The sequence below is a fragment of the Streptosporangium sp. NPDC000509 genome, assembly GCF_042898365.1.
Lineage (GTDB): Bacteria > Actinomycetota > Actinomycetes > Streptosporangiales > Streptosporangiaceae > Streptosporangium.
The window spans coordinates 60,336-76,885 of record NZ_JBIAYX010000030.1 but is presented as its reverse complement, the minus strand read 5'-3'; the positions used below and the strand labels follow the sequence as shown (position 1 = coordinate 76,885).

General features: G+C 67.6%; 10 protein-coding genes. 4 read left to right on the top strand and 6 right to left on the bottom strand.

The annotated features are described in order from the left end of the window. Nucleotides 1–33 precede the first annotated feature (33 nt). Together ACFY3D_RS37445 and ACFY3D_RS37440 are read right to left on the bottom strand one after the other, a co-directional pair. Complete coding sequence (locus ACFY3D_RS37445; RefSeq protein WP_389989004.1) at nt 34–1,692, bottom strand: MFS transporter; 1,659 nt, start codon at nt 1,690–1,692, stop codon at nt 34–36. Between the two features lie 211 nt (nt 1,693–1,903). After that, nucleotides 1,904–2,041, bottom strand: coding sequence for a hypothetical protein (locus ACFY3D_RS37440; protein WP_389989002.1), 138 nt, complete (start codon nt 2,039–2,041; stop codon nt 1,904–1,906). A gap of 897 nt (nt 2,042–2,938) precedes the next feature. Between ACFY3D_RS37440 and ACFY3D_RS37435 the strand changes: the two genes are divergently transcribed. Next, on the top strand, nt 2,939–5,779 hold the full coding sequence (locus ACFY3D_RS37435; RefSeq protein WP_389989000.1) for a carbohydrate-binding protein: 2,841 nt from the start codon (nt 2,939–2,941) through the stop codon (nt 5,777–5,779). A gap of 187 nt (nt 5,780–5,966) precedes the next feature. Here the strand turns inward: ACFY3D_RS37435 and ACFY3D_RS37430 are convergent, their stop codons facing one another. Then, a complete protein-coding gene (locus ACFY3D_RS37430; RefSeq protein ID WP_389988998.1) occupies nt 5,967–6,959 on the bottom strand; it encodes a glycoside hydrolase family 11 protein in 993 nt (330 codons plus the stop codon). Between the two features lie 670 nt (nt 6,960–7,629). Between ACFY3D_RS37430 and ACFY3D_RS37425 the strand changes: the two genes are divergently transcribed. Beyond that, complete coding sequence (locus ACFY3D_RS37425) at nt 7,630–8,541, top strand: polysaccharide deacetylase family protein (protein ID WP_389988996.1); 912 nt, start codon at nt 7,630–7,632, stop codon at nt 8,539–8,541. 114 nt (nt 8,542–8,655) lie between these two features. Here ACFY3D_RS37425 and ACFY3D_RS37420 read toward each other — a convergent pair whose 3' ends face one another. Beyond that, nucleotides 8,656–10,308 (bottom strand): cellulose binding domain-containing protein, encoded by a 1,653-nt coding sequence (locus ACFY3D_RS37420; RefSeq protein ID WP_389988994.1) that lies wholly within the window; start codon nt 10,306–10,308, stop codon nt 8,656–8,658. An 880-nt stretch (nt 10,309–11,188) separates the two neighbouring features. On the opposite strand from ACFY3D_RS37420, the gene ACFY3D_RS37415 reads away from it, so the two are divergent. Further along, nucleotides 11,189–12,376 (top strand): endo-1,4-beta-xylanase, encoded by a 1,188-nt coding sequence (locus tag ACFY3D_RS37415; RefSeq protein WP_350941702.1) that lies wholly within the window; start codon nt 11,189–11,191, stop codon nt 12,374–12,376. A 126-nt stretch (nt 12,377–12,502) separates the two neighbouring features. Here the strand turns inward: ACFY3D_RS37415 and ACFY3D_RS37410 are convergent, their stop codons facing one another. Continuing rightward, on the bottom strand, nt 12,503–13,951 hold the full coding sequence (locus tag ACFY3D_RS37410) for an endo-1,4-beta-xylanase (RefSeq protein WP_389988992.1): 1,449 nt from the start codon (nt 13,949–13,951) through the stop codon (nt 12,503–12,505). Between the two features lie 387 nt (nt 13,952–14,338). Next, nucleotides 14,339–15,199 (bottom strand): 3-methyladenine DNA glycosylase, encoded by an 861-nt coding sequence (locus ACFY3D_RS37405; RefSeq protein WP_362898202.1) that lies wholly within the window; start codon nt 15,197–15,199, stop codon nt 14,339–14,341. Nucleotides 15,200–15,410: 211 nt separating this feature from the next. On the opposite strand from ACFY3D_RS37405, the gene ACFY3D_RS37400 reads away from it, so the two are divergent. Beyond that, nucleotides 15,411–16,523, top strand: coding sequence for a hypothetical protein (locus tag ACFY3D_RS37400; protein ID WP_389988990.1), 1,113 nt, complete (start codon nt 15,411–15,413; stop codon nt 16,521–16,523). Nucleotides 16,524–16,550 lie beyond the last annotated feature (27 nt).

The window sequence follows — 16,550 nt, the reverse complement described above, 5'->3', positions numbered from 1 at the left end:
TCCTTACGTGCGCCTCCGGTCCGGACGGGGCGGTCAGCCCTCCTTGCGTGCGACGGGTTCCTCGGCCGTGTCGCCGTCCAGCCGCACCTCGGCGAGGTCCACGCCCTTGGTCTCCGGCAGGGTGAACAGCAGGATCAGCAGGCCCAGCGCCATCGCGCCGACCGGATACCACAGGGCGGTGGTGATGCTGCCCACCTCGGCCCCGATCGCGACCATCGTCGCCGGCAGCAGGCCGCCGAACACGCCGACGCCGAGCTGGTAGGGGATCGAGAGGGCGGTGGCGCGCACCCGGGTCGGGAACACCTCCGCCATCGCCGTCGCGGCCGGCCCCTGGGCCATCTGCGCGAACGCGACCAGTGCGAGGAGCAGCAGCGCGACGGTGAGGACGGGCCCGTCGAAGAAGTCCCCAATACCGGCGATCTTGAGCGTGCCGCCCGATCCGTCGACCGGATACCCGGCCGCCTTGAGCGCCGCCGACAGGTCATCCGTCAGCTGCGGACCGCCGGAGACCTCGGTGTCGTTCACGAGGACCTTGGTGGGGCCGGTGGTGTCCTGCCGCTCGAAGATGACCGAGTTGCTCTGGAGCACGTTCCGCGCCCGGTCGCAGTCGGAGGTGAAGGTGGCGGTGCCCGCGGGGTTGAACTGGAAGGAACACTCTGCCGGGTCGGCCTGGATGGTGACCGACACGTTCTCCTGCGCCCGGGCGAGATCCGGATTCGTGGTCGAGACGATGGAACCGGTGATCGGGAACGTGAGCAGCGCGGCCAGCCCGAGCCCGGCGAACAGCACGGGTCGCCGCCCGACCCTGTCGGACACCCAGCAGGCGAGGACGCACAGGAAGAACCCGATCAGCATGACCACCATGAAGATCGCGTTGATCGTGAACGAGTCGGCCTTGAGGTAGGTCTTCATCGTGGTCACCATGTACACGGTGGACAGGTAGCCGATGAACGACTGCGTCGCGGCCATCACGAACACGATCGCCACCATGCGCACCCGCGCCCGCGAGCCGAACGCCTCGCGCAGCGGCGCCTTGGTCTGGGTGCCCTCCTCCTTCATCTTCAGGAACAGCGGGCTCTCGTGCAGCTTGGTACGGATCCACACGGAGAGCGCGAGCGGCACGACGGAGATGAGGAACGGCACCCGCCAGCCCCATGCCTCGAAGGCCTCCACGCCCACGATGGCCTGCACCAGCAGTTGCACACCCAGAGACATGCTGAAGGCGAGCGCCGTGGTACCGGTGAGCCAGCCGACGAAGAAGCCGCGCTGTCGCGCGGGAGCATACTCGGAGACGTAGGTGACCGCGGCGCCGAACTCGCCGCTGACCGCGAGTCCCTGCAGGATGCGGCAGGTCACCAGCAGGATCGGGGCCAGGATGCCGATCTCGTCCGCGGTGGGCAGCAGCCCGACGGCGACCGTCGAGACGCCCATCAGCACCAGCGTCATCAAGAACACGATCTTGCGGCCGACCAGGTCGGTGATCCGCGCGAACACCAGCGCGCCGATCGGGCGGACGACGAACCCGGCGGCGAAGGTCAGCAGCGCGAACACGGTCTGCGCCGACGAACCGTAGTCGCTGAAGAACTTGCTGCCGATCACGGGGATGAGTGCGCCGTATAGGAAGAAGTCATACCACTCGAACGCCGTGCCGACGGCCGACGCGCCGACGACCTTGAATTCCTGTTTGTTCATCGACGGTTTCCTCCAGCTGGGATGTTTCCCTCCGCCTCGGGGGCATGACGGCGGGTTGGAGTGACCGTAGGACCAGCGACGACGGAAACGACCACCAGATTTCCGGTGTGTGGGAATACCAGCTGAAAGTCGTACCCGCCAAGATCCGCTACCGCTGCCTCCGCGACCCCGACGAGGACGTCATCGAGCCGATGAGGCGGCCCTACCGCAGTCAGAACGCCCGCGCCGACCGCCAGTCACGGTCTACGCGCGCCGGCAGCCCCGCGTCGGCGCGGATACGCGCCGACGCCGTCGACTGCCGAGGGCGCGCGCCGATCAGATCCAGCGGCACCGAGATGCGCAACATCATGCGTCACGTTGCGACCCCTCGCAGGGGGATGAGGACTTGTAGTCACTACTCGGCGGTTGTTCCTGCACCTGCGGTTTTCTGTGTTCGCGCGGGTGGAGTTTCCATTGATGGCACTGAACTTCCGTCGGAAAACAACAAAAGTTCTACGGGTTCGGCCGTAACATCTGGACAGTCGGTACGTAACATTTTAAGCTCACACCAGAATGAGCCGCGAAGTTGGCGAAAGTTCGGGAGGTGCGGCGATTGAGAACGCAGCATCTCGATCTTCGCCCCCCGCACGGCAAGGGGCACCACCCGAGGCCGAGGTCGGTGGGCGGATCGAACCGCCGCGCGGGCGCGCGGTCGTCGGGCCGAAATCGGAGTGACCGGGAGCCGGCCCCCTCGCCCACTCACCCCCCTCGAACGGCCTGGAGGTCGTCATGCTGCTACCGATCTCTCCCACCATGACCCGCTGACGGCCGACGCGGCACCCGAGGGTGCCGTGCCGCCGTCACAGGGGGATAGCCGGGTCGGCGGGGGCGGACGCCGACCGCTCCTGCCGACCCGGTCCCACCTCCCCGTTTCCCCTCCTGTCGTCCCGGTCCCACCCCCTCGTTTCCTCCCCTGCCGATCCGGTTCCGCCCCCCGTTTCCTCGCGCCGTGGTCACCGGCGACGGCCATCTTCGTGATGCTCTCGACGCGCTCGCCCATGCTCACCGAACGGCGCACTTCGATCACGCAGTGCTCGAAAGTGACCTGCCTCACATTTCCTGACAGCAGCTTATTGACTGTTTTACCAATAGCAGTCACAGTTTGTCCGAGCGACGTCGCCGAGGGATTCCCCACCTCTCCGCGTCGCCGGCGTGATCGGCGCACGCCCGCATGGACTCGTACCACAGGAAGCGAGCACCGCCGATCATGCTAAGAAAACTCGTCTCTTGCGTCGCCGTACTGGCGACAGCCCTCAGCCTGGCTCCCCCACCGGCGCAGGCCGCACCGAACACCACCGAGAACACCGCCTCGACCGCGGTGGCGCTCGCGGCGCCCGGCTACACCCAGGTGACGCTCGCCAAGGGTGCGGCGGAGACCGGCGAGCCGATGGGCCTCACCGTCCTGCCCAACCGGGGCGTGCTGCACACCTCGCGCGACGGCACGATCCGCTACACCGACGTGCTGGGCAACACCAAGGTGGCGCTCACCATCCCGGTGTACACGCACGACGAGGAGGGCCTGCAGAGCATCAAGGCCGACCCGAACTTCGCGTCGAACCGGTGGGTGTACGTCTACTACGCGCCGCCGCTGTCCACCCCGGCCGGTGACGCGCCGGCCTCGGGGACGGCGGCGCAGTTCGCCCCGTTCAACGGGGTGAACCGGCTCGCCAGGTACACGGTGAACGCCGACCACACCCTCAACGCGGCCTCCGCGGTCACCGTCCTCGACGTTCCCACCAGCCGGGGCATGTGCTGTCACGTCGGCGGCGACATCGACTTCGACGCGGCCGGGAACCTCTACCTGTCCACCGGTGACGACACGAACCCGTTCGACTCCAGTGGTTACACGCCGATCGACGAGCGGACCGACCGCAACCCCGCCTACGACGCGCAGCGCACCTCCGCCAACAGCAACGACCTGCGGGGCAAGGTGCTGCGGATCAAGCCGAGCGCGGCCGGCGGCTACACGATCCCCTCGGGCAACATGTTCGCGCCCGGCACCGCGAACACCCGGCCGGAGATCTACGCGATGGGGTTCCGCAATCCGTTCCGGATGAACGTGGACAAGGCCACCGGCATCGTCTACCTGGGTGACTACGGGCCGGACGCGGGCACCGCGAGCGCCACCCGTGGCCCGGCGGCGTCGGTCTCGTTCGAGCGCATCACTCAGCCCGGCTTCTACGGCTGGCCGTACTGCTCGCAGTTCAACGTGCCGTACATCGACTTCACGTTCCCCTCGGGCCCCTCGGGCGCCGCGTTCAACTGCGCCGGCGGGCCGGTGAACACCTCGCGCAACAACACCGGCATCACCCAGCTCCCGGCCTCGCGCGCGGCCTGGCTGCCGTACGGGGTCGGCCAGGACCGGTCGGAGCTGTGCTGCGGAAGCTGGTCGCCGATGAACGCCCCGGTCTACAACTACGACGCCGGGCTCGCCTCCGACGTGAAGTTCCCGGCGTCGATGAACGGCAAGGTGTTCATCGGCGAGTTCGGACGGCGGTGGATCAAGACGGTCACCCTCGCCTCGGGCGGCGGGGTGGGCGCGATCGAGCCCTTCCCCGCCTGGACCGGCACCCAGGTGATGGACATGGAGTTCGGGCCGGACGGCGCGCTGTACGTGCTCGACTACGGCACCGGCTGGTTCGGCGGCGACGCGAACTCGGCCGTGTACAGGATCGAGTACAACTCGGGCACCGGACAGGCGCCGATCCCGGTGATCAACGCCACCCCGAAGGCCGGCAACGCGCCGCTCACCGTGCAGTTCAGCTCGGCAGGGACGACGGATCCGGACGGCGACCCGATCACCTACGCGTGGGACTTCACGACGAACGGCAGCACCGACTCGACCGCGGCCAACCCGTCGTTCACCTACACGGCCAACGGCACGTACACGGCGACGTTGACGGTGAGCGACAACACCGGTCGCAGCGCCACGGCGAGCACCGTCATCAGCGTCGGGCAGCCGACGGTCACCCTCAACCTGCCGCTCAACGGGCGGGTGTTCACCTTCGGCGACGCGATCCCGTTCCAGATCAGCGTCACCGATCCGAACTCCCCGACCGTCGACTGCTCCCGGGTGAAGATCAACTACATTCTCGGCCACGACAGTCACGGCCACCAGATGACCAGCGCGACCGGCTGCTCGGGCACCATCCAGACTCCCGTGGACGGTGAGCACGACGCCAACGCGAACATCTTCGGCGTCTTCGACGCGGAGTACACCCCGGCCGGCTCGACCACGGCCGTCCACGCGCCGCAGGCCGTCCTGCAGCCGCGGACCCGCCAGGCCGAGCACTACAGTGCCCAGCAGGGTGTGCAGATCGTGGCCAAGCCGTCGGCGAACGGCGGCAACGCGGTCGGGCACGTCGAGAGCGGGGACTGGATCTCGTTCACGCCGTACAACCTGACCGGGGTCACGTCGTTCACCGCCCGGGTCGCGTCGGCGGGCGCCGGTGGCACGCTCACCCTGCGGGCCGGTTCCGCGACCGGGACGGTGATCGGCACGGCCACGGTCGCGCCGACCGGCGGCTGGGAGAACTGGGTCAACGTCACCGGCACGGTGACACCGCCCTCGGGGACGACGAACCTGTTCCTGGTCTTCACCGGGGGGACGGGGTCGCTGTTCGACATCGACTCCTTCACCTTCAACGGTGGCACGACGTCGACGAACCTCGCGCTGAACAAGCCGGCGACGGCCTCCAGCGTGGAGTCGGCCACCTACCCCGCCTCCGCCGCAGTGGACGCGTCGGCGACGACCCGGTGGTCCAGCGCGTTCTCCGATCCGCAGTGGATCCAGGTCGACCTGGGCGCCACGTACACGATCAACAGGGTGCGTCTGGTGTGGGAGGCGGCCTACGGCTCCGCGTACCAGATCCAGACCTCGACGAACGGCACGACCTGGACCAATGCCCGATCGGTGACCGGCGGCAACGGCGGTGAGGACGACCACACGGGCCTGAGTGCCTCCGCCAGGTACGTGCGGATCCACGGCACCACCCGGGCCACGGTGTACGGCTATTCCCTGTTCACCTTCGAGGTCTACGGAAGCTGATCAACGGGGCGGAGCCGGTTCCCCGGTTCCGCCCCGCCGGAGACGAGGGTCCGGATATGGCGGTGGCCCCGCCTCACCCCCCCAGGGGAAACGGGGCCACCGTTTTCCGACCGGACCCGCCTGAGCCGGGTGAGCGCACATCCGGTCGGAAAATCAGGTACGGCGCTACGCGGCCGTCGTCACGAGGTCAGCCCGCGCTGCAGGAGACCGTCGGCCAGGTCGAGTTACCGTTGCGCTGGATCGTCACACCCCAGTTGTTGCCGTTACCGTTGGGCCTCGCGGTCAGCACCTGGGCGCTGGGGTAGTTGGCGCTGATGTTCCAGGTGGAGAGGATCTTCGCGGGGGACGGGACGTTCATCGTCACGGTCCAGTTGTTCGAACCGCTGACCGAGACGTTGAGGTTGTAGCGGTCACTCCACTGCTCGCCCGCGGAGAGCGACGCGGTGCAGCCACCGTTGCCGCCGCCGTTGTTGCCACCGCCGTTGTCGCCGCCGGAGGAGCCGCCGATCGTGATGTTGGAGTTTCCGCTGCTCTGGTATCCCTCGGTGGCGAGGATCATGTAGTCGTGGCTGCCCAGGTTCATGCCGTTACGGGCCCACGCGTCGAAGTGGTTGCCGGAGGTTATGGTCCCGCCGGTCTTCTTCGACTGCCGGACGCTCCAGTACTGGTTGAACGTCTTGTTGCCCTCGATGGAGGGGGCGTTGTACCGCGTCGTCTGGTAGATGTCGTACGTGCCGCCGTCGCTGGTGACCGTGCCCTTGTACGTGCCGGTGGGCCGGTAGTTGCCCCAGTTGTCGACGATGTAGTACTCCACGAGCGGGTTTCTCGTCCATCCGTAGAGGGTGAGGTAGGCGTTGCCCGACGGGTTGAAGCTGCCCGAGTAGTTCACGGCCCTGCGCCCGCCGGTGCGCCAGCCCTTGCCGGCGACGAAGTTCCCGGTGTTCCTCCACGAGGTGCTGTAGTTTCCGCCGGACCCCAGCTCCATGGAGACCGTGCCCTGGCTGTCGGTCCAGAACGAGTAGAAGTAGCCGCCGTTGTCGCCGGTCTGGTTGGTGGTGACGGCCGCGTGGGCCGGGCCGGGCAGTACCGCCACGGCGATGGCCAGGGCCACGGCGCAGGCACGGCCGACGAGCAGCCTGACGCGACCGCGTCCGCGCCTCTTGCGGGGGGCATCGTTCATGTGCGTGCTTCCTCCTCGTGAGGGCTGGGGCAGGCAGCGTGATACGACCCGGCGGGGCTCGCGGTGGCCGAGGGGACGTCCACCACGCGTTGGGGTCGTACAACGCGGCAGGGCTGGCCGGCCGTCGTACGGTCGACGGCCGGAGGACCAGGCCGCGCGGCGAGTGACCCGGATCGGCAGCGTTTCGGGCTGTCGATGGTGAGAGTGTGGGTTCGCCTCCGCCGAACTGTCAATAAGTTTCAGAAACATATCGGAAATCTGATCTTGCTAGAGCTTTGCCGATAGAACGTTTTGCCTGGTAGCAGAGATTGCGTCATCAAGCGAGGCCGGATTGCTCCATGAAAGCTTCTCCCTGATGATCAAATACAAGGCGGCGATTCCGAAACGTTTCGATGCTTCCTTGACAGGTTTCGTAACAATCCACAGAATGACTCACCAAACAGGCCCTGCTCGCCTCACCCGGGGCGAGTGACGACGGAACCGCGGTTCCGTGCGTTCCGTACGTGTTACGCCGCAGCCGTACGGTGTCCGTTCTCACCGATCGATGTTCCAGTGGAGGAACAGAATGATCGAAAACGCGACCATCGGCAGTGGAGGCCGGAGACGCCGCTCACGCGTCCGGAATTCACTCGTCATGAGTCTCCTCGTGGTTCTCGGAACGGTGTTCGCCGTGACCTCATCACCCGCGGCGCAGGCCGCCGACTGCAGTGCCGGATATGTCGGACTCACCTACGACGACGGTCCCAACCCCGGCAACACCGCCAACCTGCTGAACGCCCTGAAGCAGAACGGCCTGCGGGCCACCATGTTCAACACCGGGCAGAACGCCCAGAACAACCAGGCCCTGGTCCGCGCCCAGCAGGACGCCGGCATGTGGATCGGCAACCACAGCTACACCCACCCCCACCTCGTCAACATGAGCAGCTCCCAGATCCAGTCGGAGCTCCAGCGGACCCAGCAGGCGATCCAGCAGGCCACGGGGACCGCCCCCAAACTCTTCCGGCCTCCGTACGGGGAGACCAACGCCACCCTGCGATCGGTCGCGCAGCAGCTCGGCCTCACCGAGATCATCTGGGACGTCGACTCCCAGGACTGGAACGGCGCCAGTACGGCCCAGATCGTGCAGGCCGCCGGGCGGCTGCAGAACGGTCAGATCATCCTGATGCACGACCAGTACGCGACAACGCTCAACGCGATCCCGCAGATCGCCGCGAACCTCAGAAGCCGCAACCTGTGCGCCGGCATGATCTCCCCCTCCACCGGCAGGGCCGTGGCACCTGACGGCGGCACCACCCCGACCAACCCGCCGACCGGCAGCTGCACGGCCGGCATCACCGCCGGCCAGCAGTGGAGCGACCGGTTCAACCTGTCGGTCAACGTCTCGGGGAGCAGCAGCTGGATCGTCACGGTGACCCTGCGCAACGCGCAGCGGATCACCGCCACCTGGAACGGCAGCCCGACCTGGGACGGCAGCGGCAAGGTCATGACGATGCGTCCCAACGGCAGCGGCAACACCTTCGGCTTCACCGTCCAGCACGGCGGCGACTGGACCTGGCCGACGGTCTCCTGCCGGGTGGGCTGACACTTTCGTGTCCGGCCCCGCGGGGCGGTGTCGGCACCGCCACCGTGCCGCGAACCGGACGAGGGGGCGCCCCACTCCCCTCACGCGGGGGGAGTGGGGCGCGCCGTCGTCAGGTCAGGGGGCCCCGCATGTCAGTACCGGTGTGGCGGCGGTTCCGTTGGCGGTGAATCCGAACGTGGTGGTGGCGTTGGCGGCGAGGCCGGCGTTCCAGGTTTCGTTCCGGACGGTGACGGCCGCTCCCGAGCCGGACCGTATGCCTCCCCACAGCTGGGTGATGGACTGTGAGCCGGGCCAGGCCCAGCTCACCGTCCAGCCGTTGATCGCGCTTGAGCCGGCACGCACGGTGACATTGGACTGGAAACCGCCGCCCCAGGCGTTCACCGTCTGGATCGTCGCCGTGCACCCGCCGGGGATGGGCGTCGGCGTCGGGGTCGGCGTGGGCGTGGGCGTGGGCGTCGGGGTCGGGGTCGGCGTGGGCGTGGGCGTGGGCGTCGGCGTCGGGGTCGGCGTGGGCGTCGGGGTCGGGGTGGGCCCGCCGATCACGACGGTCGTGAGGGAGCGCGGCCTGAGGGTGACGGCGCCGTCCGTGACCGTGGCGCGCGTGAGCGAGTTGGAGTTGTCGGTGACGTAGGCGGTGGTGCCGCCCTGCAGTCCGTCCCAGGTGACGGCCGAGTTACCGGTGTTCAGCACCCCGACGACCTTCGAACCGTCGGAGTTGAGGAACGCCGACACCCTCAGCGACGAGTTGCTCGTCGACGTGCCGAGCCGGACCGCGCCCGGCCGGATGAACCGGCTGTACGCCGCCATCGCCCACAGCCGTTTGGACACGCGGTAGGTCCGCGCTGCCGGGTCGATCTGGATCAGCGCCCGGGTGGCTCCCGAAGAGCCCCCCAGCCAGTAGAGGTAACCGCTCACGTTGCCGACGGTGAGAGCCTGATGGATGCTCTGGGCGATGGTGAAGCCGTCCTGGCCGCTCCCGTCGTCCCAGTTCTCGTTCCAACTGCTTCCGTCCGGGCCCCATTCCGACATCCAGCTGCGCTTGTTCCCGGGTTGCGGGCTCGTTATCTGGCTGGCGTAGGTATGACCTGTGTAGGTGGACACCCATCGGCGGGCCTCAGGGTCCGCCTCGATGGCGTTGGTGTACGCCTTGGCCTGTTCCCAGCCGAAGGAGTCGCAACATGCGATCTTGACGTCGGTCGCGACCGGGCCGAGGACCTTGACGAAGGCGGCGGCCTGGGCCGGAGTGAAGCGCATGGACTCGTAGGTCGCCGTGTAGTCGGGTTCGTTGGTGAACCCCAAGTCCGTGATCTTGATACCTTCCTGCGCGTAGAACTTCGTGTACTGCGCCAGGTACCGGGCGTAGGCCGCCCTCCACTCGGGCTTGAGGGTGCCGCCGTCGTTCTCGCTTCCGTTGTCCTTCATGTAGCCAGGGGCGCTCCAGGCGTTGGCGTAGAAACGCTTCAGGCCGTACGACTGCGCGACCTTGGCCACCCACACCTGGGCGCCGTCGTCGCCGTCCCACACGTATCTCGGTGGCGCGTCAGGTCCACCGGGGTTCTGCGGCTGGATGGAGACCATCTTGTCGTACGGACTGCCGGCCGGTGAGGCGCCGATGCCCAGGCGCAGGATGCTGAGCCCCGCGCCGGTCTCCTGGTCGAACCACAGGCGGAAGATGTCGTTCTGCTGCGCCGTCGACAGGTTACGCAGCAGTTCACCCCGGCGAAACGCCGTGGAGACGCCGAAGCCGTCCATCTCCTGATAACGCACATTGTCTGAAACGGTGATCACAGGCGCGGCTGCGACCTGCCCGGCTACGGCCACCAGTGATGTGCCGAGAAGAGCGGCTGACATGACGATCCGTATCACGGACCCTCCCGAGATCGTGCCATCTGGATGCTTCTAGCAGGTGAAGCTGGTCTGACTGAGACGGCTCAATGCTTTCCATGGCTGTTCGTCCCGCTGCGTACCTGGCTCGCCGACGGGAGTTCCCCTTTTCGGCCGCCGTCGGCCCCAGCGTGATCGCCGTGACGGCCGGCGTCGGTCCGAGAAGGGCGACCACCGTGTGTTCGCGCTAACAATCGAGTGAAGCGGTGCGTCCAGCCCGGCACCCAAGTGTGGGAAAAGACCCCAAAGGCGTCAAGGAGGTGACTGAAAGTTTCGAGCCTCTCGCTTCCGTGTGGATGCGGTGGCCCGCGAAAACCACATTCCCGCCGCAGAAGATATCAGCCTCTTCATCGGCGAAAATTCGGCTTGCGTGGTCGAGGTTGTTCAGCGGTGCCGCTTGACCGCCGAAAGACCGGCGATTCTGAAAGTTTCACTTCCCACAATGCCCGGACTCCGGCCCGTTGACGTACGGCCGGGTCCGAAAGACGGCGGCGAGCCAGGTTTGACGACGGAGGCGCTGGTGCGGGACAGAGAAGCCGACGATGACGCCTTGGGGTACGCCCGGTCATGATGCACCGGCCGTCCAGGACCGGGCGACCGGGATGCCGTTCGCGCCATCGCCACCGGGCATCCATCCAACCGCTGGATGGCTTTTGAAATGTTTCAGGGTTCCTGCATTGACCTTTCTCCTTGAGGAAAGATTTAATACGATTGTTTTCGCCATTTGACCGAAAATTTCGGGGGCCGATTCCGAGGGAGTTCGATGAAGCGTTTACTGATCGTCGGTACCACCACGCTCATGCTGGCCGGTGCGCTGAACACCGTCCCCGTGCAGGCGAAGGAGCGGCCCCCCAAGGTCGCCGAGCAGAGCCTGCGCGCACTCGCCGCCCGCCACAACCTCGCCATCGGCACCGCCGTCGACATGGACGTGCTGCGCGACGCGAGCGATCCGCAGTACCGTGCGCTCACCGCCTCGCAGTTCTCCACCGTCACCGCCGAGAACGCGATGAAGTGGGAGTCGCTGGAGCCGACCCGGGGTGTGTACAACTGGGGGCCGGCCGACGAGCTGATCGAATTCGCCCGCAAGAACAAGCAGCAGGTCCGCGGGCACGTGCTGGTCTGGCAGAACCAGCTGCCGACCTGGCTCACCAAGGGCGTCGAGGACGGGACGATCAGCAAGACCCAGCTCCGCGACATCCTGCGCGACCACATCACCACCGTCGTCAAGCGCTACAAGGGCAAGATCTGGCAGTGGGACGTCGTCAACGAGGCGGCCAGCGACCCGTGGGACAGCCCGTCGTCGATCCACCTGAAGGGCTTCTGGGCGCAGCACCTCGGCCCCGGCTACATCGCCGACGCCTTCCGCTGGGCCCGCGCGGCCGACCCGGGCGCGCTGCTGTTCTACAACGACTACAACATCGAGGCGTTCGGCGATCGCGGCGCCTCGGACAAGACCTGGTACGTCTACAACATGGTCAGGCAACTGCGCGCGAGCGGCGTCCCCATCGACGGCGTGGGCAGCCAGGGGCATCTCGGCACCCAGTACGGCAACTTCAACGCCTTCCAGGCGCTGGAGGTGCTCGACGCCTTCTCCGACCTCGGGCTCGCCACGGCGTTCACCGAGGTGGACGTGCGCAGCCAGATGACCGACGGTGTGCGTGCGGGCGACTCCAACGAGGTCAACCCCCGCCTCCAGGCGTCGGCGGCCAACTTCAGCGTGCTCCTGCAGGCATGCCTCGCCAACCGGCACTGTCTGGCCTACACCGTCTGGGGATTCACCGACAGGCACTCCTGGGTGCCCGGCTGGTTCTCCGACCCCCCGGAGGGCCTGGCCACCCTGTACGACGAGTCCTACCGGCCCAAGCTCGCCTACAACGTCGTCAAGGCCGACCTGGCGTTCACCGGACCGCCCAACGTCCTGCCGAGGATCCCGCAGAAGCCCCGGCGATGAGCGAAGGCGGGGTGTCCGAGCACGGACACCCCGCCGTTTCTCGGCCGAGCCTCCCGTGGAGGACTCGGTGACGAGACGAACGGGCCGGGCCGCGAATAGCGCGGCCCGGCCCGAACCGGGATCGGATCAGGGACTGGTGCAGGTGGCCGTGGGGGTGGCCGCGGTGCCGTTGCCGGTGAAGCCGAAGGTGGTCGACTGACCCGCCGCGATGGAACCGTTGTAGGGGGCGTTGCGGACGGTCACGTTGGAACCGGACACGGTGTGCTGGCCGCTCCACAGGCTGCTGATGCTCTGCCCGCCCGGCCAGGCCCACTGCACGGTCCATCCGTTGACCGGCGAGCTACCCGCGCGAACGGTCACCGTCGTCTGGAACCCTCCCGGCCAGCTGTTGGTCGTCTCGACCGTCGCCGTACACGCCCCCGTACCCGGGGTGGGAGTCGGCGTCGGGGTCGGGGTGGGCGTCGGGGTCGGGGTCGGGGTCACGGTGGGAGTGGGCGACGGGGTGGGGTTCGGGGTCGCGGCGTTGAGCGCGTCCAGGACGGCGTTGTAGGCCGGCTTCTTGTTGCCGCCGCTGAACAGCAGCGGGGTGTCGCCCGAGCGCCAGGAGTCCTGGTCGCGGACGCCCCACACGGTGATGCCGTTGCAGCGGGGCACGGCCAGGCAGTCGTTGACCACCGCGGCGTAGGTCTGCGGGGAGGCGCCCTGGATGTCCAGCTCGGTGATCTGCACGTCCACGCCGAGGGCGGCGAAGCTCTGGATGGTGGTGCGGTAGTTGCTGTTGTACGGGCTGCCGCTGTTGAAGTGCGACTGCAGGCCGACGCAGTCGATCGGCACGCCGCGCGCCTTGAAGTCGCGGACCATGTTGTAGACGCCCTGGGTCTTGGCCCAGGTCCAGTTGTCGATGTTGTAGTCGTTGTAGCAGAGCTTGGCGGCCGGGTCGGCGGCGCGCGCGGTGCGGAAGGCGACCTCGATCCAGTCGTTGCCGGTGCGCTGCAGGTTGGAGTCGCGTCGTCCGCCGCCGCTGTCGGAGAAGGCCTCGTTCACCACGTCCCAGGCGTAGATCTTGCCCTTGTAATGGTTCATCACACCGTTGATGTGGTTGATCATCGCCTGGCGCAGCGCGCTGCCGGACATGTTCTCCATCCAGCGCGGCTGCTGGGCGTGCCAGGCCAGCGTGTGCCCGCGCACCCGCTTGCCGTTCTGCACCGCCCAGTTGTAGATGCGGTCGGCGTTGCCGAAGCTGAACTGGTTCTGGTTCGGCTCCGTGGCGTCGATCTTCATCTCGTTCTCGGCGGTGATCATGTCGAACTCACGGTTCGCGATCGTGGTGTACTGCGAGTCACCGAGCCTGCCGGCGCTGATCGCGGTGCCGAAGTATCGCCCGCTCTGCTGGGCCGCCGCGCCGAGCGTGGTCGCCGCGGCACTCGCGGAGCTCGATGCGCCGGCCGAACCCGGCACCGTCACCGCCGCGAACGTGCCGAGCACGAGGGTGCCGAGGGCACCGGCGACCAGGGTCCGGCGGAGACCACCGAGGGGTCGCCGGGCTCCGGGTGGGGGGATGGCATTTGTGCCCATGCCTGAGCCTCCATAAATGCATCACGGGAAACACGGGGGACATCCCCGTGAGTTCGACGTCACGCCCGTTGCCGGAAAGGCCGGAAAGGCACACCACAGGGCGTCGCAGGCGACGGCCCTGCTGCGCGCGCCACCGACCTGGCCGTAGGAGGACGCCTTGGGGACTCAGTGTGGAAACCTCACCGAAATACGTCAAGGCTGCACAGAAAGTTTCGGATCCCCGCTCGGCGTATACGCCCTGGCCATGCTCACAACCTCTGTCCCTGCCTCCTGAAACCTTGCGGTCCCATCGCAGCGAGGCGAGACACGGTGAATGTAAGTTTCAGTGCGAGGCCCTCGCGCTCGAAGATCGCGAGGGCGGGAGATCCTCGTTCCCGCCCCCGCGAATCAGGAAGGGCGGCCGGCGGCGAGCAGCCGTTCGCACGCGTCGAGCAGACGTCGCCGCAGCGGCCTCGCCCGCTCGGCGAATCCCCGCTGCTCGGCGGCGTACTCGGCCCGTCCCTCGGACGTCTCGATCCGGATCGCCCGATGGCCGAGCGCGGTGAGGTCGTACGGGGAGGCGCGCATGTCCAGGGTCCTGATCTCTCTGGCCAGCTCGAAGCAGTCGGCCACGAGTTCCGAGGGGACCAGGGGCGAGAGCTTGTAGGAATGCTTGTAGAGGTCCATGTTGGCGTGCAGACAGCCCGGCTGTTCCAGCTCCGGCTGCCGCTCCCTCGTCGGCCACAGCGCGTTGAGCGGACGCGCCTCGGGGGTGAAGAAGCGGAACGCGTCGAAGTGGCCGCACCGCACACCCCGCTCCTCCACGACCTGCGCGATCTCCTCCCCGCTGAGCCGCAGTGGCCAGGAGTCGTGCCGCACCTCCGTGGCCTTGTAGACCATCGCCCACTCGTGCAGGCCGAAGCAGCCGAAGTATCCCGGCCGTGACGCGGTGGCGGCCAGCAGCCGCATGATCCACTCGACGGAGGGGCCGCGCCTGCTCATCAGCGTCGCGGTGTCGAGCGTCGCTCCCTCGGGGGTGTCGAGGTAGCCGCGGCCCACATCGCGCGCCCCCTTCAGAAGCACCCCGGCGCCCGGATGCCACCTGCGCAACCGTGCCGGCCGGTGCCCGTAGTAGGTGAACAGGAAGTCCTCGATGGGATGGGCCTCGCCCCGCGCCCGGCGCGCCAGGTGCGGCTCCGCCCACACCTCGATCCGCCGGCGGTGGGCCTCCGCCCGAGCCCGCCACTCCTCCGGTTCCAGAACCTCCACCGCTGAATGGTACGCGCGAGCGGACGGTGCCCGTCCGTCCCCCCATCCGGGTGCGGGCGACGGTGAGCGCCCACCGAACGGCGCATCGGTGAACGGAAGATGAATTGTCAATACAACTGTGGGTACCGCGCTTCGCACTGTCGTCATTAATCACATAATTCGATTACAGCCGCTATTAATGGCGATACGGGGCAAGCCTTCGAGGAATCACATGAAGCGTTGGATCGGTGTCGGGCTGGCGCTGCTCCTCGGTGCCGCCGTGGTGGCGGCGATCGTGGTGGGCAACCGTGGCGGCGCGGAGACGCGGGAGCTCACCCTGGTCAGAGGGGTGATCGGGTCGGAGAAGAAGCCGTTCTTCGACGATCCGATGGTGCGGGCGGTCTTCGCCGGGCACGGCCTCCGGGTGGAGGTCGACACCGCCGGGTCGCGCCAGATCGCGACCTCGGTGGACCTGGGGAAATACGGCTTCGCGTTCCCGTCCAGCGCTCCGGCGGCCGAGAAGATCAGGCGTGACCGGGGGGTCGCGCGCACGTTCGCGCCGTTCTCCTCCCCCATGGCGGTCGCCACCTTCACCCCGATCGTGGAGGTCCTCACCAAGGCGGGCGTCGTACGGGACTCGGGGCAGGGTTACCAGGTGCTCGATATCCGGAAATATCTGGATATGGTGGCTAAAGGCACTCGCTGGGACCGACTACCGGGTAATACTGCTTATCCGGCACGCAAACGCGTGCTGCTCACCACCACCGACATCCGCACCTCCAACTCCGCGGCGATGTATCTCTCGATCGCCGGTTACGTGGCCAACGGCGACGACGTGGTCACCTCCGAGGAGCAGGGCGCCAGGGTCGCCGGGACCGTCGCCCCCCTCTTCCTCGACCAGGGATACTCCGAGACCTCCACCGAGGCGCCGTTCGAGGACTACCTGTCCCTGGGGATGGGGAAGACGCCCATGGTCATGATCTACGAGGCGCAGTACGCCTCGCGGCTGTTCGCCGGGGACGGCTCGATCCGTCCTGACATGCGGCTGCTCTACCCTTCGCCCACGGTCCTGAGCAAGCACACCCTCGTACCGTTGAGCGCGCAGGGCACCGAGGTCGGCAGGCTCCTGCAGGAGGACCCCGAACTCGGACGCCTCGCGGCCCGGTACGGCTTCCGCACCGCCGCCGCCAAGGCGTTCGACGACCTCGTGGCGAAGGTGAACGCGCCGCTGCCTCCCGGCCTGGTCGACGTGGTGGAACCCCCCGACCACGAGCGGCTGGAGGGCATGATCTCCGCGATCGAGACGCGCTACCGGTCCGGAGCGGTCCCCTCGTCCACCCCCTGACTCACCTTCCCAGCGCTTCGAGGAGAG